The following is a 22,069-nucleotide window of genomic DNA, read 5'->3' as shown; positions in this document are numbered from 1 at the left end:
TCGGGGAGAAACGGGCGGCCGGTGGTTGCAAAGACGTTCGCCGGGCACATTCGCTTCAGCGGCCCGTTGCATGTCAGGTCCACCCGGATAGACATGAAGTAAGCGCAGACAAACCCCCTCCTCAGCGCCTCGTACACCAAGCGCGCACACTGTCCCGCCGCCAGCTGCGTCGATTGCAGCCAGCCGACACTTGCTCCGCTGAACGCCAGCCCGCCCGTGTTCGGAGTGGCAGCAGGCCAGTGCGGCGTGTCTCACCTTCAGTGCCTGAAGGTGTCCTTGCCCTTCTCGACGACCTGCTTCACTTTACCCTTCATCTTTTGAGCCCTCCCCTTTCCCTCCAACCTTTCGTTACCCACGGCCCGCCCGACCGATTCCTTTGTTTTCCCCTCCGCGATTTTGCCAATGTTCTTGGACTTCTTTCCGATACCCATTTCGTTCTCCCTGAGGTCATTCGGGTGGTGGCAGCAGAGTTCCGAGAGGTCCGAGATCCAAGTTGAGATCTTGCATGGAAAGGTCGTACCGAGAGCAGAGTTCAATCATACGACTGTGCAGAATCATCAAAGTTTCTCCGAGCCGCTCCTCCTGTTCCTCAGTGAGGTCTCCTGCGTCGACCCGCTGAAGGGCTTGGCGCTCCATGAGCTGTCGTAGCAGCTCGACGAGTGTGAGTACGAGTTTGATCAGGTCCCGTTCCACCGTGTCCGGGGCGGTAGTGATCCGATGGGCCGGCCTTCGCGCCTCCGTACCGCCCCGGGGCAGGATGTCCTGCGGCACTGCGGGCAGCATGCGGAAGGCGCGGGCGGCGGCATCGGCGATCTCGTCCAGGCGATTTCCGGGCGGACGCTCCTCACCTGACATGGTCGTCTCCTATGGGTGCTGAGATGGCATGCCATGGGGAAGGATTCTGTTCGCTGATGGAGACGATCAGCGCGCGCAGCGATATGCGTACGAGGTCGATATCGGCGATGGAGAGTACGACGTCACCGGTGAGGACCACGCCTCCGCTGAGCAACCGGTCCAGCAGGTCGATCAGTGCGATCTGCCGTTGCGGCAGCGGCTCCTCCGGCGTGGCCTCCGGCCTGCCTGCCGCCCTCACGGCGTGCCCCTCTTCAGCGGTTCGGCTTCGGCGAGGGTGGCGAAGGAGTACGGAGCCCACGGCCCGGTGACTTCGACGCGTGCCCCGGGTAGTCCTTCTGCGGCCTGCATGACATCAGCACGGAAATCCTCGGCCTGTTGCAACGGCACAAGGTAGGCGTCGTTGATGACGTTCTCTCCCGGACCGTGGGCGAGTTCGCCCTGCTGCGGCCGGTGCTGGACGCGATCAACCGCATAAGCGCGGGCAGCGGCCTCGACCCGCTCGGCTGCCTGTTCGGCGTCCCGGTAGGCGTCTTCGCGGGCGTGTCGCTGTGCTCTGCGCTGGCTGAGGTAGGCCCGCCCTGGGCTCAGACCGGAATCTGGGGGTGGGTCTGCTGGCCTCTCGGCCTCGGCGGCCGCTTCGACATAGATCTTGACGCCCCACTCCACCTGCGCTGCCAGGTCGGTCAGTCTGCCGGCAAACGCCTCGTGGCGGGCCCGGAGCATGAGTCGCACCCGCTCGTCGTCGAGGTAAACCGTTGCCAGACGCAGTGGCAGGACGGCAGTGCGGGCGGCCAAGGCCTCGATCACCCGGTGATGGGCGCGGGCGACTGACTCCAGCCAGTCCAAGTCCTCAAGATGCGCTCGCAGCGCGGTTTCTTGGAAGTCTCGCTCGGGTACCGGGCTCACGGCGACCACCACAGTGTCGCTGTGTTCTACACGCACTAGATGCACCGGCGCCTCCGCCACTCCAGGGAGCCCGGACAGGGATCTTTCCAGCGATCCGTCGGCGTCCCGTGCTATGGCGTACGCGTAGGAGATCGTGGCGGTCATGGCTCGTCCCGCCTCTCGCTGCGGGGGCTGGGCTCTGCTCGTTTGGTGTGTGAGGTGCGTGAGGTGCGCCTGGGAGCCGCAGCGCGGCTCTCCTCGTCCTTGACCCGTGGCAGCTCACGGTCCTCGCGCAGCGCCGTGATTTCAGCCTGCAGCCGTTTGTTCTCCTCGGCGAGTGAGCGGTGGCCGTCGTTGGCGCGTGACGACAGTGAGGGATCGTGCTCCCACCAGTCGATGCCCATTTCCTTCGCTTTGTCCACCGAAGCGATCAGCAGGCGCAGCTTGATGGTGAGCAGTTCGATGTCCAGGAGGTTGATCTGGATATCGCCTGCGATGACGATGCCTTTGTCCAGGACGCGCTCCAGGATGTCGGCGAGATTGGCCGAGGAGCCCTGGCCGTATGGGGCGGACCTGGACGGGAGGTCGCCCAGCCTCCTGGCGACGGGTTCGGTCACGGCCGCTGCACCTCAATTCCCTGGTGTCCCGGAGCTTCGACGGGAGCGCGTGGCAATGCGCCTGTTCCACCGGCTGTCGCAATCAGGTATCGACGCCCTGGACATGGGCCCTGATCTCGTCCAGCCGGTCCAGCAACTCGTCCTCGCGCCGGTCGAAGGTTTCCTCGTCGATGTCTCCCGCCACGAGCGCTCGCTCAAGTGCGGCAAGTTCCCGTTCGACGGGGGTTGGGTCGTAGTACTCGTTCTCCGCGGCCTCGACGACGCGCTCCATGACCCAGGCCACGCCACGCACCGGCGCCAGCGGAAGAGTCGCGAGTTGAGTCAGCAGTCCCATGAGGACTCCTTAGACGAAGCTGTAGGCGGGCAGCGGGCCGACCAGTCGCAGGTCGAAGTCCTCGCCCAGTTCCTTGGCGATGTCCTGTTCCGCGCCGAGGAAGGTCTTCTCGTTGTCCCGCTCCACAAGGAAGGACACATTCAAGAAGTCGTTCCCGGTCGGCCGCGACGAGCGTTCTTCCCGCGCGAGTCCGCGCAGCGCATCAAGGACTGCGACGGCGAGCCGATCCTGCCGCGCTTGCACCTCTTGGGAGACCAGCTCCCCGAGGGCGAGCGGCAGTTCCGGGCTGCTGCGGCCGCTTCTGATCTCCTCGTTGAGCTCGCGCGCCTCGTCGGACTCCCGAAGGATTTGACGCAACAGCGCATCCTCGTCCTGGGCGGCCTTCAGGTGGTACTCCACGCAGCCCTCCAGCGCCCGCAAGCGTTCGCTGAAATTATCCGTACCGTCCTCCAGAACCGCTCGCACAGCGTCGTCGTCCACGCTGGTGAAGCCGAACTGCAGTGGCAAAACGGTGCCGCCGGCCATCAGCTGTTCCTGGACGGCCTGGTGCGCGCCGAGGTCTCGGCGTTTGGGACGCAGCTCCTCGGGCGCGTCGCTGACGACCGCGGACAGCATTTCGGTGCGCACCGTGCGGAGGGTCGCAGGCGGGTCCCCCACCCCGTGGAGGCCGTCCAAGCGCTGCGGATGGGTGGCCAGGACAATGGAATACACGTATACGGCCATGGTTCACTCCTCGCGGCGTCGGGCGGCAGGCCGACGCCGCGGCCGCTCCCGCCTCTCCTCGGGCTCCTTGCGCCTCTTTTCGGACTGCTCGACCTCCTCGTCGTCGTCATGCCCTCCCTTCAAGGCGTCGGTCAGCACGTCAGCGGCCCCGCTCAGCGCACCCTTGGCTTTGCCATGCGCTCCGCCCTCGGTCACCTCACCGACCAGGTCGGTCAGCTGAGACGGAGCCTTGCGGCCCTCCTCCAGGTCGAGGCGGTTGCAGGCCTCCGCGAAGCGCAGGTAGGTATCCACGCTCGCCACGACGATGCGAGCATCGATCTTGAGGATCTCGATGCCCACCAAGGACACACGCACAAAGACATCGATCACCAGGCCGCGGTCCAGAATCAGCTCGAGGATGTCGTAAAGGTTCCCCGACCCTCCTCCGCCGGCCCTGGAAATGGTTCCTCCGCCCTGCGGCACCATAGTCATGGTGCCTCCTTTCAGCAGCTCACACGTGGCTCCGGACGAGGCCGCTTCCGTTCGTCCGTCGAGCGGTGCAGCAGTGGCATTCCGGCCCTAGCCACGCGGGTCGATCTGGGCTCGGGTGTAGCGGCGGGTGCGCTCGTACGCCAACAGTTCGCCTTCCTCGTCCAGCGTCACCCGGTAACTCGCCATCACGCTGGTAGTGCCGGGGATACGCTCCAGCTCCAAAACTTCCACGTCCGCCTGCCAGCCGCCTTCCGTCGGCTTCACCGCCGAGACGGACTCGGGTGCTCGCCCCAAAAGCTCCTGGAGCTGCTCAGCCGCATACCGCATGGCCCGCGGGGCCGAAACCCGACGGGCCGCACGCTTCGTTTCGCTCGTGCGGCTGCCGGCCCGTCCGGTGCTGGTTTTCCTGGCGGTCTTCTTGACGGGCTTTTTGCTGGACGGACGCCGGACGCGCCCTGTCTCATCCTCTTCACCTACGGCCATGTTCCCGCTCCGGAATCGGAGACGACATGATGCCCGCGTCACCTTCACAAGACGCCGTTCCATGATATACGGCCTGGGCTGACCGCATCTCGGAGCCCGCACATTGCTTCAGCGCCGGGCGCAGCCTCCTACTAACCGCGTTCCGTAGCCTCCCCACTGGCTGCATAGCGCCATCGCTGCCGCATAAGAAACGCCGTGAGTGGTGGGGTGGTGGGCACGCCATCCCCCAAGGAAGGAATCGCTTCCACTGAGGCCCTGGGCGCTGATGACGCACGCATACGGCGATCAGTATCATGCGCGTTTCGCAAGTGATGGAACGCCGGTGTTCACTCTTGTTGACCTGTTTTCCGACGGCCCACCGTTGAAGAACAGGCCATGGCAGGCGCATGTGCCCATTCCCTGAGCAGTTGCCCCTGCGGTGCGCAGGGATCACAGTAAAAAAGAGAGGGCATGTCCGAGATCGGAGAACGCTGTGATCATTCTCGGAATCATTTTGCTTGTCGTCGGCTTCGTGACCGGGATCTCCATACTGTGGACAATCGGGATAGTTCTCGCGGCTATCGGGGTTGTCTTGTGGATCTTGGGGTCGCTGGGGCACGCGGTCGCTGGTCGAAGGCACTACTGGTAGCCCGGCAGAGTCTCGCCACTCTGAACCGTTCCGGGTTCGATAGAGACTTCAGATTGTGGTTGTGACCTGGGGTTTGGTGGTTGCGCGGTAGTAGTTGGTCTCGTATTCGGCGGGGGGGATGTGCCCTATTTCACCGTGGAGCCGACGGTGGCAGTACCAGTCGATCCACTCGGCGGTGGCGAGTTCAACCTGGGAAAGCGTTCGCCAGGGCCGTCCGGGCTTGATCAGTTCGGTCTTGAACAGGCCGATCGTGGACTCCATGAGGGCGTTGTCGTAGGCGTCACCGACCGAGCCGATCGAGGCCGCGATGCCGGCGGCGTCCAGGTGCTCGGCGAGCCGGAAACTCGTATATTGCGACCCGGCATCGGAGTGATGTATCAACTCGCCTGCTCGGTGCGGGTGTTCGTCGCGGTCGCGTTGCCACAGAGCCATGTCCAGGGCGTCCAGGACGAGCGTGGTCTGCTTCGACGTGGCGGCGGACCAGCCGACGATCCGGCGGGAGAAGGTGTCCACGACGAAGGCGACGTATACCACTCCTGACCAGGTGCTGATGTGGGTGAAGTCGGCAACCCAGCAGCGGTTCGGGGCCGGCGCGACGAAGTTGCGGTCCAGCAGGTCCGGTGCCCGCTCGACGGAACTGTCCGGGATCGTGGTGATGATCTTCTTTCCGCGGACGGCACCGGTGACGCCGAGCTCGCGCATGAGGCGCTCGACGGTGCACCGGGCCACGACGTGGCCCTGGCGGTGCAGCTCACGCCAGACCTTCCTGGCCCCGTAGACACGGTAGTTGCCCTCGAAGATCTGCTGGATGAGCGGCTTCAGCTCGGCGTCGCGGACAGTGCGGGCGGACGGGGCCTGGAGGCGCTTGCGGTGGGCGTAATAGGTGGAAGGGGCGATCTTGCAATCGTGCTCGGTGAGCACGCGGCAGATCGGCTCGACACCGCCGAAGCGGGCCGGGTGCTCGTCGATGAACGCTACGAGCGTGTGTGTGGCCGGTCGAGCTCGGCCGCGAAGAAAGACGCCGCCGCCTTCAAGATGTCGTTCGCCCGCTTCAGCTCGGCGATCTCCTTCTTCATCGCCTTGATCTGCGCGGACTCCTCCGTGGTCGTCCCCGGACGCTTCCCGGAGTCGACCTCGTCGCGCTTCACCCAGTTCCGCAGGGTCTCGGCCGAACCGATGCCCAGCTTCTGGGCGACCGCCCGCAGAGCGGCCGACTCGTTTGGGTAGTCACCACGGACCTCGGCGACCATACGGACCGCTCGTTTGCGCAGCTCAACGGGATAGGAGGAGGGACGTGCCATGACTCAATCCTTTCACGGAATCGAGTCTCTATCGAACCCGGAACGGTTCATGACGAGGCGTACTGGATCGCCACCACGCCGCGTACCGACTATCCGCCCCCCAGCACCGACCTGGCCGCAGACGTCGCAGTCATCGGCGGCAGCAGCGCCGGCCTCTGCACCTCATGGGAGCTGGTCCGGGCCGGTGTGGACGTTGTTGTCCTGGAGGCGGACCGGATCACCGCAGGCGTGACCGGATACATCACCGCCATGCTGGCGGCTGCGCATGGCTTGGTGAACGCGCAGTTGGAAGCGAAGCACGGCACCAGCGGCGCCGGCTGTACGCGCTATGAGAACAGGACGCGCTCGACCGGACGGTCACTCTCTGCGCCGAACTGAACACCGACGCTGACCTGGAGCACTCACGCGCCTACACCTACACACGGGATCCGCAGCACATTGATGCGGTCAGGGACGAGGCAGAGGCCGCACGGCAGGCAGGGCTCGACGCATCCTTCCTGACCGGGCCTCGGACGGAACCACGGACGTCGACGGTCGTCCGCGCCGCATCGTCCCTGGTATCCGCGAACGGCACCAGGCCGTGTACGAACTCCTCACCCAGGGATGCTCGTTGCGTGGAATCAGCCGGGATTTGCATCTCGACTACGCAGTCCGACGCCATGCCAGAATTTCAGATGCCGACGATCTGCTGGTCAAGGTCACCTCCCGCCGGACTCTGCTGGACGACTTCAAGCCGTACATCTACAAGAGGTTCGCTGGGGGCTGTCACAACGCCAGCCAGCCAAACGTGAAGTCCGCGACCAGGGATTTCGAGGCGGTCTCAGTGCCGTCAGCCGGCACATCCGTCTGCTCCGGCAGCCCGCAGTCCCGCCCCGCCGCACCGGCCGATGCCCAAGCCGCGCAAAGTCCTGCGGCGGATCACGACCCATCTGGATAGGCCGCGGCCCGACAAGCTTGGTGGTCTGCGGCCCCGAAACGGCTAGGCCCCTACCTGACACCAGTCACGGCGTCACCTCTGTCGTCCCCGCCCCCCTGAGGGGGTTACGTCCTCGTCCTCTCCTTCTTCCCCTTCTTCTTCGTATTCGCCTTCTTCTTCGCCTTCTTCTTCGTCCTCGTCCTCGTCCTCGTCCTCGTAGTCTTCGTCCTCGGGCTCGTAGTCTTCGTCCTCGGGCTCGTAGTCTTCGTCCTCGGGCTCCTCCTCGTAGTCCTCGTCCTCGGGCTCCTCGCCTTGTGCGTCCTCCTGCTCTGCGGCCTCTTCTTCCATGGCGTCTTCGTGGGAAACGACGACCTCACCGTCCCGGATTTCACCGCGCCAGCCCTCGGGCTCTTCCTGGGCGAGGGTGACGTATCGCTGGAAGTGCTTGAAGTCGAGTCGCATTCGGCGCCCTTGGGCACGCCACAGGTTGCCCGTCTTCTCGAAGAACCCGGACGGGTAGTACTCCACGACCAGGACGATTCGAGTCAGGCTGGGTGCCAGCTCATGGAAACTGACCGCACCACGGGTAGTTCCCTTGGCTCCCTCGGACGTCCAAACGATGCGGTCGTCGGGAATCTGTTCCTGGACAGTCGCTTTGAAGCCGCGCGAGGAAGGGCCGACTTTGACCTTCCAGTCACTGGACATCTCATCGCTCTTCGAGACGTCGCGAACGCCCTTCGCGAAGCTGCTGAACTGGTCATACTGCGTCCAGTGGTCGTACGCGACACGCAGGGGCACTCCCACATCGAGAACCTCGATAATGTTCATGACCTTGCCGCCGCTCGACTTGCGTTTCCCCTTTCCGCCGCCGAACGCTTCCTTGACCTTCCCCACGACATTGTCCTTGACGCCCTTGGCTTTCTCTCCGACGAATGCCTTCAGCGGGGAATCGCCCTGGAGAATACGGGAGCCGATCGCAGGAAGCGATCCGCTCTCGGCCACATCGGTGAGCTGCCCAGTGACATCGGTCAATTTGTCGCCCGCCTTCTCGGCGAGCCTCTCCACCTGTGCACTGAGGAAGTTGGACGCCTCTTCGCGAAGTCGGTCCGCACCCGACATTTGTGCCGTGGGCTGGTCTGTTTCCGTCCTGGTCATGACTGGCTACCTCCGACGATCGGCGCGCTTGGACGCTGCTCGCTTCGACGACGTCGTCTTCCGGGCGGCGGACTTCTTGGCCGGAGCAGTCTTCTTCGCAGCCGTCTTCTTTGCCGGGGCCGCCTTCCGGGCGGCAGACTTCTTGGCCGTCCGAGGCTTCTCTCCATGGGCAGGAGCGGCCTTCTTGCGTGCCGCGCCTCCTCTGGGCTGGGCTGATGGGCGAGAACTGCGGCGCTGCTTCGGCTGCCTCGCCTCCGGCTCTTCCTCTTCCTCCTCGTATTCCTCTTCTGGCTGCTCCTCCTCTTCCTCAGCCTGGCCCTCTTCGTACTCGTCCTCCGGCTCTTCCTCTCCCTCTTCCTCTTCCCCTTCCTCTTCCGGTTCCTCCTCTCCCTCGTACTCCGCGCCTCCCTCTTCCAGCTCGTACTCCTCCTCGTCCCCCTCTTCCTCCCCCTCATCCTGCTTCTCACCGAGCCGGGCCGTACGGTCGCTGATGGCGTCGGCCAGCGAACTCATGCCCCGGTCGGCGGCGGCGGCCACTGCCTTACGGCCTGCGTCGAAGACTTCCCCTTTCAGCTGCTCCTGCAGCTCGGCGAACTGGGGAATCTCTCCTAGTCTGCGCATCCCTTCGGCGGCAAGCTGTCGGGGTTCTAGGCCGAATCGCCTCCCTGCCAGGTACGTTGCAACGGTCAGGGCCAGCCGGCCCTTTTTCGTCCGGCCCAGCAGATAGCCGCCCACTACTGCGGCCGCGAGGGTCACCTTGGCTGTGTCATCCATGAGTGCGTCACCTTCGATCGTTCGGTGCGGGGCCGACCTAGCCGGTCGAGTAGCCTTTCCTCTTCCCGATTCGAAATCCCTCCGTGCCGATATGTCCGCCTTCAGTTTCCCGGTTCAGTACAGCCAGCTGGGCACGGAGTACTCCCGAGTCGTGCAGTTCGCGGCTCGGCAGCGTCGCTGAGCTTCCGCCGCCCCGACCAGACCGCGGACCGGCGAGATGGGGAGCGTGAGCAGTCCCGTGATCAGTCCCATGGCCAGACTCCGGCGGCCTCAACGTGAGTGCCTGCAGCGGCAACGAAGTTGCAACAAGGCAGCAGGCCCGCGATACGCCGCTTGACGTGTTCGCGGTGCGCACTTCCAAATCGCTCCGCCGCGTTTCCGAAATCGTGGCCTTCGCCGCGGGGCTGTCGTTCTTCTGCCATGCATTCAAGTCTGATCGGTATCGGGCGCCTCGCACCTTGAGCGGAGCTAGCGGGCGCATCAGCCGGGGAGGGTGGCTGCTGTGGGGATCGATGATTTAGGGGTGTAGCGGACGACGGCACGAGCCCATCCTTCATCTGCCGCGTGACCACGGTTTCCTGGCCACACGTAACGCTTTCGCCTCGACCGTCCAATCTCTTCCGCCGCGTCTTTGGCGTTCCCTGCCCTGTGACCAGGGCATAGAGATGGCGGCCCACCAGCCGTGCACCAAGTCCACAGATATTCGGTCTACTTCCGCTATACGGCTAGACCCGGGCGGCGGCTCGAAGAAGAACACCAACGGCCTGCTGCGACAGCATTTCCCCAGGGACATTGACCTCTCGTCCCACACTCCTAAGCACCTGGAGGTGTTGGTCTGCGAACTCAACAGCCGTCCACGAAGGACGCTCGACTGGTCAACCCCAGCCGAGCATCTCGCTGAGCTACGGGCCCCAGTCAGCTGACCAGCAGTTGGGGCTGGTCCTCTCAGCCTGTCGCTCACCCCGTGCCCTGGGGCATCCCTTCGACGACTTCCGCAAGTCGTCGCAGCATGCTGCGGTGCCGGATCTGTGCAAAGGCGTCGACAACTGTGTTGTGGAGACTCCCTCCCAGGCCGCGCAGCGGATGCTCGTCGAGAATGACCAAGGTCTTTTCGCCCCACGGCCGGATATCGAAAGCGATCCGTGCCGTGCCCAACGGCCCGCCGTGCACTTCGAGTTCCAGTGCGCGCGGAGCGTCGAGACGACGGACCGTCGTGTTTCCGTGGAACTCCTTCGGCCCCACACGCGCCGTGTATTTGATCGACGATCCGACTTCCGGCCAACACCCGTTGCCCGGGGCGGAGTCCAAGGTCCCCACCACCCAGTCCGCGTAACGGCTCTCGTCCTCCAGAACCGCCCAGAGCACGGACGGTTCCCGGGCGATGAGCTGATGACGTACAGCCATGTGTGCTCCCATCCGGGACGCTGAATAGCACGCGGCATCGGAGCACGTCGGGATCACAGCCGCCGCTGGACATCACAGTGGCCGCGTGCACGGGGATCCGGAGTAAACGGCACTACCAGTAGTGCCGTTTACCGCCCACCGCATGCCCGACGACACCCAGGATCCAAAGGACGATACCGATCGCGACGAGCACGATACCGACGGTCCACAGGATCGATATGCCGGCCACCAGACCGATGACCAGCAGAATGACGCCGAGGATGATCAGGGCATCCTCCGTTCTCCCAGGTCTTTTTAGTATGCGCCTCACACGTATGCACGGCGATGCAGACCGCGCGAGGCGCTCGTCCACCAGACCAAGGAAAAGGCTATGTCACGAGGACAGGCGCATCCCGTGCTTCCGCATGGCCGTCATCGCCCGAGCGCTCGTCACCAGCGACGCCATGACGCGACTCATCAGCTTCCGACAATCATCCTGAAGGCGCGGCTCAAATCGAGGGGTATGGCCCCGTCTGCACGAAGCTCTATGGCGGCATCTCTCGTAGCGGAACCCGCTCCAAGACGGTACTGACCGACATTTCGGCCCCATGAAGACCACGGTGCCCGGGGACCGTGAAAGCGGCGTTCGAGCCGAAGACCGTGCGCCAGCGGCAGAAGCCTCTGCCGGGCGGTCAAGGCCCGCGGTCCTTCCCCAACGAAGGCCGCACTGAAGCGCGCAATGAACGCCTTCGACATGACCCTCGAAGGCAGGCCGTCTCTCAGCAGCCCGCCAGAAACCTCAACTATGTGAGCTACACCGCTCGTTTGGCAGCCCCGCATGAGAGCACGAGAGCGTCCTGCAGGTGGAGATATCGCAATCCACACCGAACCAGAAGGCCCTCACTCGTTCAAGATCACCACACCCGTGCGATAGCCCTCACCAACCCCCGTGGACAGAACACCTAGTCGACGCGGCGGGCGCGGTGGCGGACTTCCCGGAGCCGGACCTCCGACGGGAGGCGGTCCAGGCCTGCCGAGTCCCGTGCGTGTGCGAGCGTTTCCCCGCTCAGTTGCTCCAGAGTCCGCGCCGGTTCTGCGTGAGGCTTGAGCAACAGCCGTACTCGTGCGGCCGGAGCAGCACGCCGACCCGTCAGCCGCACATGAGCCTGCGAGATCCCATCCAGCACCTGCGCCTCTTCCTCGATTGCGTCCTCCAGCGCACGGCCATTGAGTCGGGCCGCCGCGTCGCCTTCGCTCTCGATGAGGACCTGGCCCAGCCGGTGTCTGCGCAGCTGCGCCAGAAGCCACCAAAGCAGCAGCGCGAGAAGCACGACGAGCACCGCGATGACGGCCGGCCACCACCAGTCCTCCTCCCGCCACCGGGCGCGTCCCCAGGTGCCCAGCACGACATCCTCCGGGCCTCGGAAGGGCCACCAGCCCGGCATGTGGAACCCCCAGTGGCGCTGCAGATCCAGCCCACCGAGCAGCACGCCGCCGCCCAGGGCGAACAGTCCAAGGCCTAGCAGTCCCAGCAACACCCGGTTCACTGCCTTGAGCATGGGACACCTCACCCTTTCTTCGGGCGCCGGACGCGCACGTCCAGCGTGGGCTTCCGGGCGAGACCCAAGTTCGTTACGGCTTCGCTCAGCGCGGCGTCCAGATCCGCGTGGACCTCGTTGAGATCGCGGAAATGTGCCTGTGCCCGGGCTTTGACTTTCCGGCGGCCGAAATCGACCCGTGCCGATTGCACACCGGACACCCGTACGGCCCGGTCGCGCAGATTCAGTGCGGCTGCGTGGCGGTCGAGCCCGGCGTGGACCTCCTCTGTTCTGGGGATTCCGGTGGGCTGCCGCATGGGTATCACTCTGCGCAGTCCCGGCGTCACCGCCAGCAGGAAAAACCACAGGCCAAGGGCCATCGCGACTGCGGCCCCGACGGTCATCCAGATGTCATGCAGCGGTCGTGTGGCCAGTTCCTCGGCGAGCCGCCGTCGCCAGCTCATCCCGGGCCGGTCTGCCCAGACCGAGACCACGTCGTACAGGAGCAGCCCAATGCCTGCGACGGACAGCAGCGCCACAATGGCTGCGGGAATCCGTCGCGCGGACCAGAAGCGGCGCGCCGACCGGCGCGATTCGTGGACCGCTACTGTCGCGCCCCCAGTGGGGGTACCTGCGGATGATGCCTGTCCCGTACCGGAGGGAATGTCGCCATCGCCGGTCGGCTGCCGCCAGGTGTTCGCGCTCATCTCACTCTCTCCCGGTCTCTATGCCGCGAGTGCACCGAGTGCAGCCTCTCGACCGACACCGTGAGTTCGGACACGTCCATGCCGGCCCATGTCCTGAGCTGCTCGATGACCTCGCGGCGCACCGCAGAGCACTGAGCCCCGATGTCGGACGGGTAGCCCAGCTCCACGGCGATGCGCATCCGTACTTCGCCGAGCATGTCCGGACGGTCATTGGTGGGATCGCCGCCTCGTCCTGCGGCATGCTCATTCCGCTCCGATGCCCGCCGCACAGACGTCGTCACGCGTGGCGTCCGGCGGCCGGGCGGTACACGGCGGGCCGAATCGGTGAACCGGCTCAGCGCCTCGCGGGCCACGTGGGATGCGATCTTCGCGACGACATGGTCGGAGACGGTGGTCGCACCCCGCTCTCTGCGAGGAACGCCCGGACGACGATCGACGTCACTGGTCACTGCCGTCAGTCTCCCTGAGCCTGTCACCGGCTGTCGCGCGCCCGCTGGTGGTCGTCACGGCGGCGACGGATGAAGTCACCGGGCTCGAGATCACCTTCCATCAAGCGCCCGGCGACAAGTCCGACGGCGCCCAGTACCAGCACCAGCAAGAAGGCCCAGAAGCCACCGAAGTACCCGGCGAAGCCCAGTGCCATTCCGGCAATCAAGCCGACCACAGCCTTGCTCATCACGCGCTCCTTCACTCAAGCGGGCTGCTCCCCCTTGGCTACTGGACCCGCTGCTGCTCCCCTTCGTCCTCCTCGTCGGGCAGCTTCACATCGCTGACCGCGATGTTGACTTCCACGACTTCCAGGCCCGCCATCCGCTCCACTGCGGAGATCACGTTCTCGCGCACGTCACTGGCCACGTCCGTGATGGAGACGCCATAGTCGACGACGATCTCCAGATCAATGGCCGCCTGCACCTCTCCCACCTCGACACTGACCCCGCGCGTGACGGACTTGCCGCTACCTGCGCCGGGCACCCGCTCCCGCATGGATCCCATCGAGCGTGCGAATCCACTACCCAGAGCATGGACGCCGAGCACATCGCGTGCCGCCATTCCGGCGAGCTTCTCTACCACCACGTCGGCAATGGTCGTCCGACCGCGAGAGCCGGGCGCACGGCCGTGCTTTCCGCCGGTGTTCTCAGTCATCGGGCTATTCCTCCCTGAAGGAGATCACCAAGGCACTCTTTAACAGGATTATATTCGTTTTAGTGGTATCTATCAGAGTGTGAGCCATGAGACGGAGCGGTTCAACGAGTGGTAGGAAGTGCCCCTCCCCAGAGCTCCTGCGGAATCGGGGCGCAACGCGGGAGGAAGAGAACCGCGGCCATGGAAGCGGGTGAGAGTCCGGTGAAAACCGAGGCATGGATGCAGGCAGTACGGCGCCATCTGGACCTGGGTCGGCTGCTCCCTCTCGGCGGGCCTGACGACGGGACGTGGATCACCGAGCAAGCGGCCGTCCGGGCCCTTGGGCGCAGGGCCGCCGAGATTCCCGGCGTTTGGCTGGAAAGCCTGCGCATCGGACCGGCATCGCTCGGCCCCGTGTCCGAGCCGTCCGTCCGTCCGCCGGCCAGCGCGCTGCCACCTGGCCCGCTCAGGATCGAGGCCACATTCACCGCATTCATGGGACAGCCACTGCCCCGCAGCGCGGAGCAGTTGAGGAGCGCATTGCTCAACGTGGCCATTGAAAGGCTCGGCCTAGCCACTGAGACAGTTGATCTGCGCGTCACGGATCTCCAAGAGGGCCCGCAGAGAGGCGTCAGGCCCCAGACCGCAGAGAACGCCATGGGGCCCCCGCCGGAGGCTGCAGCTGCGCAAAGCTCGCTCCCAACGACCGGAACGGGACCCATGCGGGGCCCCATCGCGGAGCTGGCCGATGTCGCAGCGGCTGTTCCGGGCGTGGCCCGCCTCACCGCCGTACTGGGAAGCCGCCCGGTCAAAGTGGAGCAACATGACCATCCACCAGGCCGGCACATCGAGGTCCAGCTTGCGGTCGCTCCCGGGTACCATCCGCTGGAAGTAGCCCTCGCCGTCCGGGCGGCGGTAGCCGACGCAGCCACTAGTGACACCTCGGGCCCGGTAACCGCCGCCGTCCTCATCGCAGAAACCGCGGCCTAACCTCAATACCGGTAACTTAGGGGAATTCGGTCGTTGTTGTTGGTATGCCAAGAGCGGGTCAGCTGAAGTCATTTGGTGAGCGGTTGTCGGACCGGGTCGCGGTCGGGGTGCTGACGCAGGCGTTTCCTCAGTCGCTTGTGGACGAGGTGCCGGCGGAGACGGGCCTGTGGACGATCGCGTAATTCCCCAGGGGTAAGTCACGTAATTCCCCAGGTTCCTCTGCCTGAGAGCGCGGCAGGTCCGCGGAAGTGGCCGGTTACTCTCATCTCGTTCCAAGGCCATGACCTGAGATGATCTCCGCTGAAGGGGAGGTGCAGTAATGGAGATGCCACCGACGCACCTGGCTGTCGAAAAGGACCGGCTGGAGGAACTGCGCGACCTCTTGGCGGCAGGAGCTGACATCCACGAGGAGTACAACGGATTCACCCTCCTGCACCGGGCCGTCGACGGAGAGATTGACGGACACGTCCAGACCGGGGATCCCCTCCACGTGGATGCCACGTGCTTCCTGCTGTCCCAAGGTGCAGATCCCACACGTCGTTCACACGGTGGGACCGGAGTGTCTGCCCATCACCTGGCCTTCGTCAACAGGCACTGGCTTGCTGACGCTCTCTTCGAAGCCTGGCTCACCCGTGGGGACACCAAGATCAGTCTTTGAAGACGGTCTCGACTCTGCTGCGTAATTCGTCAGGCGGAGAGTTGGTAGCTGAGTCGTTCGAGCCTGCTGTGGCGGGCGCGGTCGAGTGGCCCGGTGGTCCAATGGGCGTCGAGCCGGATCACGTTGAGCGCGGTGGCGGAGAAGGCGTGTTGGAGGCGGACTTTCGGTAGGCCGCGGTAGCGGGCCCGGCGGATGCCGGTGATGTCGAGGGCCTGGTTGATGGTGCCCTCGACGCCGGCCCGGAGGGCGTACTTGTTCTTCCAGGTGTCGGTCTTCCGCTCGGCGCGGGCTCTGGCGAGGTTGTCGTGGAGTTCTTCGGGCCTGAGGGTGAGCATGCGACGGCCGGTCTTCGAGGTGGTGCACTGCTTCTGGAAGGGGCAGTCGCGGCAGGTCAGGACGCTGAAGGTGACCACGATGGCGTCTGTGCCGTGTTGCTGGACGGGGTTCCAGTGGGAGCTGATCCTCCCGGCGGGGCAGCGGACCTGGCGGGTCTTCCAGTTGATGGTGAAGGCGTTCTTGTCGAAGCCTTCGGCCGCCTTGGCCTGCGCGGAGTGGTCCAGAAGGACCGGAGTGACCATGCGGATACCGTCCTGCGTGGCCTTGGTGATCAGGTCGGCCGACGGGTAGCCGGAGTCGAGGTAGTGCTCGGCCGGTTTCACGCCGTGCTCCGCGAGGCTCTGCTGGATGGGAGCGGTCGCCTTCACGTCGGGCACGGTCGCGTCGGTGGTGTGCACGTCGGTGATCAGATTCGGCATCCTCCCGGACCCGGATCCGGACCCGGCGCTCTGCTGTTTGTGACGGCTGCCGCGAGGTTCAGGGTGCTCTCCGCGCGAGCGGAGGTGAGCCGCTCCTCGGAGAGGTCAGCGTGGGCGGAACTGCCGCGCCTGATCTCCCGTTTCGAACCGACAACCCACGCATTACAAGTCCTGGGCAGTGGGGGTGAGTGGTGCCGGACCCTGTTACTTCATCCGGAACAGCCTCTTCGGACAGCCCAAGCAGTGCGGCGTGTTCCCGACAAAACCGGGCTGCGCCGGAACGTCCGCTCACACATCGCTCACGCACAAATGGCGCTGCGGTCCGCGGCGACGTCGGCCCGGCACCTGCGACCCATGTTGACCGCCGTTCGCCGCCCCAAGTGGCACAAATACCGCCGGATCGCGCGGGCGGTCGGTCCCGGCGTCGGTCTTCAGGCGGGAGTCACCGCGTCCAGCCTGCCGGCCTTCGCCTCGGTGACGAGGTCGGCGAACTGGGTCGCGCTCATCTGGACGCGCTGGCCGAAGTCGTCGGTGAGGACGATGCGGCGGTCCTCGCTCGCGGAGGGATCCACGAAGAGCTGGGGGCAGCCGCAGTCGCAGTTCCCGCAGAACGTGGCGACGGGTTCGAGGGAGGTGAGGTCGGGGACTTGTGCGTCGAGGGTCATCAGGGCACCTTCCACCGGGGCCGCCTTCTCCACGGCGGCCTTGAACAGGGCCGATATACCCGCGTACGCGCGCTGTCAGACCGACGCGACGCGTGCGTCATCTCTCCGCGTAACCAGGGAACTGCGGACGGTTCGGAGCCGACTACCCAAGGGGGCGCGCCTCGCGCGCGTATGAGCCGGGGCCGCACCGGACAGGTGCGGCCCCGGCATACGTCACGCGGCCTGAGGCACGGCCTCCGCTTCGCCGCGCTCCAGTTCCGCGGTCAGGGCGGTACGCGCACGGGCCACCCGGGAGCGGACGGTGCCGATCGGGCAGCCCGTCACATGGGCGGCCTCCGCATAGGAGAACCCGAGCAACTGGGTGAGCACGAACGCCTGGCGGCGGTCGTGGGGAAGCGCGGCCAGGAGCTCCTGTAGCGCCACCCCGTCCTCGAAGCCGGGCAGCCCGGTCGGTTGGGCGCGTTCGACGCTCGCACGCCAGTCGTGGGTGTCGGCGAGCAGGGGGCGCGCGGCGGCCCTGCGGAAGTCGTCGACGACGGCGCGGCGGGCGATGGTGAGGAGCCAGGTGCGGGCCGAGGAGCGGCCCTCGAAGCGGTGCAGCGTGCGCAGCGCCCGCAGAAACGTGTCCTGCGCGAGGTCCTCGGCCGACTGCGGATCGGCGGACAGGTGGGCCACGTACCGCACGACGTCGCGGTGCAGGGCCCGGACGAAGGCATCGGCGGCCTCACGGTCCCCGGTACGGGCGGCGAGCGCCCAGCCGGTCGAGGCGGTGTCCTCGGCCATCCTGTCTCGCGGGACGGCGGTGGCGTGCTGTGGCCCGCGCGGAGCGGGCAGGGTGGTGTTCATCGCCAAGGGTGTCCTTCACGGATCGGTCCGGCACCCGGGAGTCCGGTCACGGCGCGGAATCGCGCGTGCAGCGACTGCGGTTACGGCGCGCGGGACGGCGTACGGAACGGTCCGGGTTTCCGGTGAATGGGGCACCCGGGCCTTTCGGGGCCGAGTGTGCCGGAGGACTCCCCCTGCACGCGGGTATGGCTGCGCGCCGGTCGGCGACCGGTCGTGGGTCAGGGGTCTATGTCCTCCGGAATGCCTGCCGCATCCTCAGAACGCGGCGGACACCCCAGGCGGCCCGCGCCGGTCCCGCGCTCGGGCACACCGCAGGCCCGGCGTCGGCCGGTCGCTCAGACCCCGGCGAGCTCGCAAGCGGCGGCGCGGGACGGGCAACGGCGCTGTGAGAGGGGGGTGGAGAGGCGCGAGCAGCCAGCCTGCGACCGCGCGCAGAACCTGGAAGGCGGCGCGTTCGCCTCGGGCCAGCCACACGCCGCAGATGACGGCGGCGAGAAGGTGTGCGACGAGCATGCCCGTGGACGACATCCCGGCCATGTCGTGGCCGGCGTGGGTCATCGAGCTCATGCCCATGTGGCCCATGTGGCTCGTGGAGGACGCATGACTCATACCGGCCATGTGCTCCATGCCCGCCATCGCGCCGTTCGCGGGCGAGTGGTGCATGCCCGCCATGTGCTCCATGCCGCTCATGGAGCCCGCGGACGCTGTGCCCGCCCCGGTGACGGCCTCGGCAGCCGCGCCTCCGGTGGCTCCGAGCGCGGGCTGCGCGGCGGCGAAGGCGTTGTGCAGCGCGCCCTGGGTTGCGACGGCGAGGACCGTGACCAGCCAGGGGCCGCGCTCGCGGGCGGCGAACCACCAGCCGGGAACCGCGAGCGCGAAGAAGCCGGCGGCGAGCACCCAGAAGGGAATCGGGGCCTCGGACATGAGGACGTGCCCGGTCGCGGCGAGCGTGACCGAGACGACGGCGAACATCGCCGCCCTCACCGCGCGTCCGACCGGCCCCGCATCCATGGCGCCTCATCCTCCCATCGCGGGAAGCCAAGCAACATGACAGGGTGTCCGGCTTGTCGCCCATATCGGAAAAGCGGATGCGGCGGCGGAGTTCTGGCATACGCGACTGGAGAAGGCGATGGTGCGGTGCACGGCGCTACGGGCGAGGCAGGCGGTCGGTCTGCGCGCCGGGCCGCACGACCACCGCCCGGATCTTCAGGGGCTTTCCCTGCGCGAAGCGGAGCGTGAAGGAGACCTCTTCGCCGGGCCGCCATGTTCCCTTCGGCCGTACCGTCACGTCGATTCCGTGCGGGGTCATGGTGAGCCCGTCCTCTGCCGGGACCGTGACGGAGTCCACCGGCTGCCGGTAGGCGCCCCCGGAAGACGTCATGTGGTGTTCGCTCAGCCTGGGCGGTGCGACCGTATCGGTCGAGGCGATGTGCACGAGCCGGTCGGCGGAGCCCCCGTCGTTGGTGAGGGTGAAGAAGGCGGCGGTCTCCGGCGTCGAGCCGAACGACTGGTAGACGTACGCCTTCGTGACGGCCACGTGAGGCGGGCTCCCGGCGCGTCCGCTCGCCGTCCAGGCACCGAGCCCGGCGAGCGCGATGCCGCAGGCGAGGACGGGAACGCCGACGGCGGTGAACGATGTGCGCAGAAGTGCGGAGAGAGCGGACATCAGAAGGCCGCCCTCGGTGAGGGGCGCCGGCGCCGTGCGGCGGCTGCTGCAGGAGTCGGCTGCCAGTGGCGCAGGCGGAGGCTGCCGAGGACGACGAGGACCGAACTGAGGGACATCGCGGCGGCGGCGAGCATCGGGTTGAGCAGGCCCACCATGGCGAGTGGGAGGGTGACGACGTTGTAGCCGAAGGCCCACAGCAGGTTGCCGCGAATGGTGGCGAGAGTGCGGCGGGCAAGGCGTACGGCGTCGGCGAGGGCTTCGATGTCGTCGCGGACGAGGGTGACATCGGCGGCGCCGATGGCGACGTCCGTGCCGGTGCCCATGGCGATGCCGAGGTCGGCCCCGGCGAGCGCCGCCGCGTCGTTGACGCCGTCCCCGACGACCGCGACCCTCTTCCCTTCGGCGCGCAGCGTACGGACGAGCTCCGCTTTGCGCTCGGGGGTGCAACGGGCGTACGTCTCGTCGATGCCGAGTGCGGTGGCGACGGCTCGCGCGGACTCCTCCTGGTCGCCGGTGGCGAGGACGGGGCGCACGCCGAGGCGGCGGAGCCGGTCCACGGCGTGGTAGCTGCCGGGGCGTACGACGTCGCCGAGCGCGAGGACGGCGGCGGGCCGCCCGTCGACACGGACCAGGACAGGGGTGTGGGCGGCTTGCAGGGCGGTGGTGAGGGCCGCGCCCAGTTCCTCGGGCAGTTCGTCCTCGGGGACACCGATCTCGACGAGCCGCCCGTCCACGTGTCCGCGTACGCCGTTTCCGGGTGTCGCGGCGAAGCCGCTGAGTGCGCCCGGCCGTACGGCGCCTTCCCCGAGGGAGCGCTCGGCGTGGCGTACGAGGGCCCGGCCGAGCGGATGCTCGGAGCCGGTCTCGACGGTTGCCGCGAGCCGCAGTACCTCCTTCGCGCCGGGGCCTTCCGTACGTGTGGTGAGGGCGGCGACGGTGAGGTGGCCGGAGGTGAGGGTGCCGGTCTTGTCGAGCACGACGGTGTCGATCTGCCGGAGGGCTTCGAGTGCCTGGGGTCCCTTGATCAGGATGCCCAGTTGGGCACCTCGGCCGGTGGCGGCCATGAGGGCGGTGGGGGTCGCGAGCCCGAGTGCGCAGGGGCAGGCGACGACAAGGACGGCAACACAGGCGGTGAAGGCGGGCTGCGGATCCGCGTCCGCGCCGAGCCAGAAGCCGAGCACGGTGACGGCGAGGGCGAGCACGACAGGCACGAAGACCCCGGCCACGGTGTCGGCGAGCCGCTGGGCGCGAGCCTTCCCGGCCTGGGCCTCGGTGACGAGGGCCGTGATGCGGGCGAGCTGAGTGTCGGCGCCGACGGCCGTCGCGCGTACGAGCAGGAGCCCGCCCGCGTTGACCGAGCCACCCGTGACGGCGGAGCCGGCCGCGACCTCCATGGGCCGGGTCTCACCGGTGACGAGAGACAGATCCACGGCGGACGTGCCCTCCACGACCTCGCCGTCCGTCGCGACGCGCTCCCCGGGCCGTACGAGGAAGACCTGGCCCGCGGCGAGACGCGCGGCCGGAATGGTCCGCTCCACGGCTCCGTCCCGCACCGTCACTTCCTTCACGCCGAGCTCGGCGAGCGCACGCAGGGCGGCCGAGGTGCCGCGCCGGGCGCGGGACTCCAGATGGCGGCCGAGGAGGACGAAGAGCGGGACACCGACCGCCGCTTCGAGATAGACGTGCGCCATCCCGTCCGACGCCGTGGGCAGCAGTGCGAAGGGCATCCGCATGCCGGGGGCGCCGGCGCCCCCGAGGAAGAGCGCGTACGAGGACCAGCCGAAGGAGGCGAGGACGCCCAGCGAGACGAGCGTGTCCATCGTCGCCGCGCCGTGCCGCGCCCCGCGCCAGGCCCGCTCGTGGAAGGGCCACGCGCTCCAGCAGGCGACGGGTGCGGCGAGTACGAAGCACAGCCACTGCCAGTTGCGGAACTGGAGCGAGGGCGCCATCGACAGGACAAGGACGGGGAGGGCGAGGAGCGCGGTCACCAGGAGCCGCTGCGGGACACCGGGCTCGGTCGCCGTGGCCTCCCGGTCCTCGCCGGACGCGGGCGGCGAGGGGAGACGGGCGGTGTACCCGCCTCGTTCGACGGCGGCGACGAGCGCGTCCGTGCCAAGGTCCGCCGGATGCTCGACATGGGCGGTACCGGTCGCGAGATTGACGGTGGCGCGGACACCTTCCAGTGCGCCGAGCTTCTTCTCGACCCTGCGCACGCAGGCCGCGCACGTCATGCCGCCGACGATCAGATCCGTCGTGGCGAGGGTGCGCGGGGCCGTTTCCCGGCTCATCAGTGGCCCATCCCACTCATGCCACCCATGTCGTGCGAGCCTTCTTCGTCCGGGTGCGGGACCCCGCGCATGTCGGGGGCGGCGGGCCCGGCGAGATGCCCCACTCCGTACGAGACGGCGAAGAGCGCGGCGAGCAGAAGCAGGAACCCCCCGAGCAGTGCGTACGGGGCAGGGGCGGAACGCCGTTGGGTGTAAGTCGTCACCGAGTGGTCCATGAGGCAGGCTCCGGGCGAGAGTGCGAGTCGTACGCACCAGAGGTCGGCCGCCCCGGGCCGCGAGTTCCCCCGGGCCCGGGTGGTGTGCGTCACA

The 22,069-nt window shown here is 67.0% G+C and carries 29 protein-coding genes; 3 read left to right on the top strand and 26 right to left on the bottom strand.

Annotation, left to right across the window (positions count from 1 at the left end):
* Positions 1-257 precede the first annotated feature (257 nt).
* From OG520_RS36850 to OG520_RS36810, 9 genes are all read right to left on the bottom strand, one after another.
* Positions 258-431 (bottom strand): CsbD family protein, encoded by a 174-nt coding sequence (locus OG520_RS36850; RefSeq protein ID WP_399331445.1) that lies wholly within the window; start codon positions 429-431, stop codon positions 258-260.
* A gap of 16 nt (positions 432-447) precedes the next feature.
* Positions 448-855 (bottom strand): gas vesicle protein K, encoded by a 408-nt coding sequence (locus OG520_RS36845; protein ID WP_406016014.1) that lies wholly within the window; start codon positions 853-855, stop codon positions 448-450.
* Positions 845-1,093, bottom strand: coding sequence for a gas vesicle protein (locus tag OG520_RS36840; RefSeq protein WP_358952096.1), 249 nt, complete (start codon positions 1,091-1,093; stop codon positions 845-847). The genes OG520_RS36845 and OG520_RS36840 overlap by 11 nt, the downstream gene beginning before the upstream one ends.
* Positions 1,090-1,905 (bottom strand): GvpL/GvpF family gas vesicle protein, encoded by an 816-nt coding sequence (locus OG520_RS36835; RefSeq protein ID WP_406016013.1) that lies wholly within the window; start codon positions 1,903-1,905, stop codon positions 1,090-1,092. Before OG520_RS36835 ends, OG520_RS36840 begins: the two co-directional genes overlap by 4 nt.
* The gene (locus OG520_RS36830; protein WP_399331439.1) at positions 1,902-2,357 is read right to left on the bottom strand and encodes a gas vesicle protein; all 456 of its coding nucleotides are present in this window, start codon (positions 2,355-2,357) and stop codon (positions 1,902-1,904) included. Before OG520_RS36830 ends, OG520_RS36835 begins: the two co-directional genes overlap by 4 nt.
* Positions 2,358-2,439: 82 nt before the next feature.
* On the bottom strand, positions 2,440-2,691 hold the full coding sequence (locus OG520_RS36825) for a gas vesicle protein GvpG (protein WP_406016012.1): 252 nt from the start codon (positions 2,689-2,691) through the stop codon (positions 2,440-2,442).
* Between the two features lie 9 nt (positions 2,692-2,700).
* Positions 2,701-3,414 (bottom strand): GvpL/GvpF family gas vesicle protein, encoded by a 714-nt coding sequence (locus tag OG520_RS36820; protein WP_406016011.1) that lies wholly within the window; start codon positions 3,412-3,414, stop codon positions 2,701-2,703.
* A gap of 3 nt (positions 3,415-3,417) precedes the next feature.
* Positions 3,418-3,885, bottom strand: a complete 468-nt coding sequence (locus OG520_RS36815; protein ID WP_406016010.1) for a gas vesicle structural protein GvpA — start codon at positions 3,883-3,885, stop codon at positions 3,418-3,420.
* Between the two features lie 87 nt (positions 3,886-3,972).
* On the bottom strand, positions 3,973-4,368 hold the full coding sequence (locus OG520_RS36810; RefSeq protein WP_399331431.1) for a gas vesicle protein: 396 nt from the start codon (positions 4,366-4,368) through the stop codon (positions 3,973-3,975).
* 472 nt (positions 4,369-4,840) lie between these two features.
* Between OG520_RS36810 and OG520_RS36805 the strand changes: the two genes are divergently transcribed.
* The gene (locus OG520_RS36805) at positions 4,841-4,996 is read left to right on the top strand and encodes a DUF6131 family protein (protein WP_356478460.1); all 156 of its coding nucleotides are present in this window, start codon (positions 4,841-4,843) and stop codon (positions 4,994-4,996) included.
* A gap of 48 nt (positions 4,997-5,044) precedes the next feature.
* On the opposite strand, the gene OG520_RS36800 is transcribed toward OG520_RS36805, so the two are convergent.
* Positions 5,045-6,297 (bottom strand): IS3 family transposase gene (locus OG520_RS36800; protein WP_406016009.1). Its coding sequence is split into 2 segments (ribosomal slippage): positions 5,045-6,015 and positions 6,015-6,297, totalling 1,254 coding nucleotides; the frame shifts between segments, so codons are not numbered across the junction.
* On the opposite strand from OG520_RS36800, the gene OG520_RS36795 reads away from it, so the two are divergent.
* The gene (locus OG520_RS36795) at positions 6,184-6,675 is read left to right on the top strand and encodes an FAD-dependent oxidoreductase (RefSeq protein ID WP_406016650.1); all 492 of its coding nucleotides are present in this window, start codon (positions 6,184-6,186) and stop codon (positions 6,673-6,675) included. The genes OG520_RS36800 and OG520_RS36795 overlap by 114 nt on opposite strands.
* A 631-nt stretch (positions 6,676-7,306) precedes the next feature.
* On the opposite strand, the gene OG520_RS36790 is transcribed toward OG520_RS36795, so the two are convergent.
* The 9 genes from OG520_RS36790 to OG520_RS36750 all read right to left on the bottom strand — a co-directional run bounded on the left by OG520_RS36790 (position 7,307) and on the right by OG520_RS36750 (position 13,913).
* Positions 7,307-8,368 carry an SRPBCC family protein gene (locus tag OG520_RS36790; RefSeq protein WP_406016008.1) on the bottom strand — a complete coding sequence of 354 codons (1,062 nt, stop codon included), beginning with the start codon at positions 8,366-8,368 and terminating at the stop codon, positions 7,307-7,309.
* Positions 8,369-8,374: 6 nt separating this feature from the next.
* The gene (locus OG520_RS36785; protein WP_406016007.1) at positions 8,375-9,142 is read right to left on the bottom strand and encodes a histone protein; all 768 of its coding nucleotides are present in this window, start codon (positions 9,140-9,142) and stop codon (positions 8,375-8,377) included.
* Between the two features lie 957 nt (positions 9,143-10,099).
* On the bottom strand, positions 10,100-10,546 hold the full coding sequence (locus tag OG520_RS36780; protein WP_406016006.1) for an SRPBCC family protein: 447 nt from the start codon (positions 10,544-10,546) through the stop codon (positions 10,100-10,102).
* A 112-nt stretch (positions 10,547-10,658) separates the two neighbouring features.
* Complete coding sequence (locus OG520_RS36775; protein ID WP_406016649.1) at positions 10,659-10,814, bottom strand: DUF6131 family protein; 156 nt, start codon at positions 10,812-10,814, stop codon at positions 10,659-10,661.
* 673 nt (positions 10,815-11,487) lie between these two features.
* The gene (gene amaP / locus OG520_RS36770) at positions 11,488-12,084 is read right to left on the bottom strand and encodes an alkaline shock response membrane anchor protein AmaP (RefSeq protein WP_399331419.1); all 597 of its coding nucleotides are present in this window, start codon (positions 12,082-12,084) and stop codon (positions 11,488-11,490) included.
* Positions 12,085-12,092: 8 nt separating this feature from the next.
* Positions 12,093-12,770 carry a DUF6286 domain-containing protein gene (locus tag OG520_RS36765; protein WP_406016005.1) on the bottom strand — a complete coding sequence of 226 codons (678 nt, stop codon included), beginning with the start codon at positions 12,768-12,770 and terminating at the stop codon, positions 12,093-12,095.
* Positions 12,767-12,967, bottom strand: a complete 201-nt coding sequence (locus tag OG520_RS36760) for a hypothetical protein (RefSeq protein WP_399331414.1) — start codon at positions 12,965-12,967, stop codon at positions 12,767-12,769. The genes OG520_RS36765 and OG520_RS36760 overlap by 4 nt, the downstream gene beginning before the upstream one ends.
* A gap of 275 nt (positions 12,968-13,242) precedes the next feature.
* Positions 13,243-13,446 carry a hypothetical protein gene (locus tag OG520_RS36755; RefSeq protein ID WP_406016004.1) on the bottom strand — a complete coding sequence of 68 codons (204 nt, stop codon included), beginning with the start codon at positions 13,444-13,446 and terminating at the stop codon, positions 13,243-13,245.
* Between the two features lie 38 nt (positions 13,447-13,484).
* The gene (locus tag OG520_RS36750; RefSeq protein WP_406016003.1) at positions 13,485-13,913 is read right to left on the bottom strand and encodes an Asp23/Gls24 family envelope stress response protein; all 429 of its coding nucleotides are present in this window, start codon (positions 13,911-13,913) and stop codon (positions 13,485-13,487) included.
* Between the two features lie 1,288 nt (positions 13,914-15,201).
* On the opposite strand from OG520_RS36750, the gene OG520_RS36745 reads away from it, so the two are divergent.
* The gene (locus OG520_RS36745; protein WP_406016002.1) at positions 15,202-15,540 is read left to right on the top strand and encodes an ankyrin repeat domain-containing protein; all 339 of its coding nucleotides are present in this window, start codon (positions 15,202-15,204) and stop codon (positions 15,538-15,540) included.
* A gap of 29 nt (positions 15,541-15,569) precedes the next feature.
* On the opposite strand, the gene OG520_RS36740 is transcribed toward OG520_RS36745, so the two are convergent.
* The 7 genes from OG520_RS36740 to OG520_RS36710 form a co-directional block, all read right to left on the bottom strand.
* Positions 15,570-16,295 (bottom strand): transposase, encoded by a 726-nt coding sequence (locus OG520_RS36740; RefSeq protein WP_406016001.1) that lies wholly within the window; start codon positions 16,293-16,295, stop codon positions 15,570-15,572.
* A gap of 431 nt (positions 16,296-16,726) precedes the next feature.
* Positions 16,727-16,960, bottom strand: a complete 234-nt coding sequence (locus OG520_RS36735) for a hypothetical protein (protein ID WP_406016000.1) — start codon at positions 16,958-16,960, stop codon at positions 16,727-16,729.
* A gap of 213 nt (positions 16,961-17,173) precedes the next feature.
* Entirely contained in the window at positions 17,174-17,806 is a 633-nt protein-coding gene (locus OG520_RS36730) for a sigma-70 family RNA polymerase sigma factor (RefSeq protein WP_406015999.1), read from the bottom strand.
* A gap of 255 nt (positions 17,807-18,061) precedes the next feature.
* Positions 18,062-18,817 carry a hypothetical protein gene (locus OG520_RS36725; protein WP_399337648.1) on the bottom strand — a complete coding sequence of 252 codons (756 nt, stop codon included), beginning with the start codon at positions 18,815-18,817 and terminating at the stop codon, positions 18,062-18,064.
* A 136-nt stretch (positions 18,818-18,953) separates the two neighbouring features.
* The gene (locus OG520_RS36720; protein ID WP_406015998.1) at positions 18,954-19,472 is read right to left on the bottom strand and encodes a copper chaperone PCu(A)C; all 519 of its coding nucleotides are present in this window, start codon (positions 19,470-19,472) and stop codon (positions 18,954-18,956) included.
* A complete protein-coding gene (locus OG520_RS36715; RefSeq protein ID WP_406015997.1) occupies positions 19,472-21,760 on the bottom strand; it encodes a heavy metal translocating P-type ATPase in 2,289 nt (762 codons plus the stop codon). The genes OG520_RS36720 and OG520_RS36715 overlap by 1 nt, the downstream gene beginning before the upstream one ends.
* Positions 21,760-21,963, bottom strand: coding sequence for a hypothetical protein (locus tag OG520_RS36710; protein WP_371800486.1), 204 nt, complete (start codon positions 21,961-21,963; stop codon positions 21,760-21,762). The genes OG520_RS36715 and OG520_RS36710 overlap by 1 nt, the downstream gene beginning before the upstream one ends.
* Positions 21,964-22,069 lie beyond the last annotated feature (106 nt).

Origin of the sequence: Streptomyces sp. NBC_00984, from assembly GCF_045162475.1 — a bacterium.
GTDB lineage: Bacteria > Actinomycetota > Actinomycetes > Streptomycetales > Streptomycetaceae > Streptomyces.
The sequence above is the reverse complement of the archived record's forward strand: the minus strand, read 5'-3'. Positions and strand labels throughout refer to the sequence as shown.

What these genes read in the sequence shown, in the direction of transcription:
- OG520_RS36850 (WP_399331445.1), bottom strand. Translation starts at nt 431, where the DNA reads ATGGGTATCGGAAAGAAGTCCAAGAACATTGGCAAAATCGCGGAGGGG.
- OG520_RS36845 (WP_406016014.1), bottom strand. Translation starts at nt 855, where the DNA reads ATGTCAGGTGAGGAGCGTCCGCCCGGAAATCGCCTGGACGAGATCGCC.
- OG520_RS36835 (WP_406016013.1), bottom strand. Translation starts at nt 1,905, where the DNA reads ATGACCGCCACGATCTCCTACGCGTACGCCATAGCACGGGACGCCGAC.
- OG520_RS36825 (WP_406016012.1), bottom strand. Translation starts at nt 2,691, where the DNA reads ATGGGACTGCTGACTCAACTCGCGACTCTTCCGCTGGCGCCGGTGCGT.
- OG520_RS36820 (WP_406016011.1), bottom strand. Translation starts at nt 3,414, where the DNA reads ATGGCCGTATACGTGTATTCCATTGTCCTGGCCACCCATCCGCAGCGC.
- OG520_RS36815 (WP_406016010.1), bottom strand. Translation starts at nt 3,885, where the DNA reads ATGACTATGGTGCCGCAGGGCGGAGGAACCATTTCCAGGGCCGGCGGA.
- OG520_RS36810 (WP_399331431.1), bottom strand. Translation starts at nt 4,368, where the DNA reads ATGGCCGTAGGTGAAGAGGATGAGACAGGGCGCGTCCGGCGTCCGTCC.
- OG520_RS36790 (WP_406016008.1), bottom strand. Translation starts at nt 8,368, where the DNA reads ATGACCAGGACGGAAACAGACCAGCCCACGGCACAAATGTCGGGTGCG.
- OG520_RS36785 (WP_406016007.1), bottom strand. Translation starts at nt 9,142, where the DNA reads ATGGATGACACAGCCAAGGTGACCCTCGCGGCCGCAGTAGTGGGCGGC.
- OG520_RS36780 (WP_406016006.1), bottom strand. Translation starts at nt 10,546, where the DNA reads ATGGCTGTACGTCATCAGCTCATCGCCCGGGAACCGTCCGTGCTCTGG.
- amaP (WP_399331419.1), bottom strand. Translation starts at nt 12,084, where the DNA reads ATGCTCAAGGCAGTGAACCGGGTGTTGCTGGGACTGCTAGGCCTTGGA.
- OG520_RS36765 (WP_406016005.1), bottom strand. Translation starts at nt 12,770, where the DNA reads ATGAGCGCGAACACCTGGCGGCAGCCGACCGGCGATGGCGACATTCCC.
- OG520_RS36760 (WP_399331414.1), bottom strand. Translation starts at nt 12,967, where the DNA reads ATGCTCGGCGAAGTACGGATGCGCATCGCCGTGGAGCTGGGCTACCCG.
- OG520_RS36755 (WP_406016004.1), bottom strand. Translation starts at nt 13,446, where the DNA reads ATGAGCAAGGCTGTGGTCGGCTTGATTGCCGGAATGGCACTGGGCTTC.
- OG520_RS36750 (WP_406016003.1), bottom strand. Translation starts at nt 13,913, where the DNA reads ATGACTGAGAACACCGGCGGAAAGCACGGCCGTGCGCCCGGCTCTCGC.
- OG520_RS36745 (WP_406016002.1), top strand. Translation starts at nt 15,202, where the DNA reads ATGGAGATGCCACCGACGCACCTGGCTGTCGAAAAGGACCGGCTGGAG.
- OG520_RS36740 (WP_406016001.1), bottom strand. Translation starts at nt 16,295, where the DNA reads ATGCCGAATCTGATCACCGACGTGCACACCACCGACGCGACCGTGCCC.
- OG520_RS36735 (WP_406016000.1), bottom strand. Translation starts at nt 16,960, where the DNA reads ATGACCCTCGACGCACAAGTCCCCGACCTCACCTCCCTCGAACCCGTC.
- OG520_RS36730 (WP_406015999.1), bottom strand. Translation starts at nt 17,806, where the DNA reads ATGAACACCACCCTGCCCGCTCCGCGCGGGCCACAGCACGCCACCGCC.
- OG520_RS36725 (WP_399337648.1), bottom strand. Translation starts at nt 18,817, where the DNA reads ATGGATGCGGGGCCGGTCGGACGCGCGGTGAGGGCGGCGATGTTCGCC.
- OG520_RS36720 (WP_406015998.1), bottom strand. Translation starts at nt 19,472, where the DNA reads ATGTCCGCTCTCTCCGCACTTCTGCGCACATCGTTCACCGCCGTCGGC.
- OG520_RS36715 (WP_406015997.1), bottom strand. Translation starts at nt 21,760, where the DNA reads ATGAGCCGGGAAACGGCCCCGCGCACCCTCGCCACGACGGATCTGATC.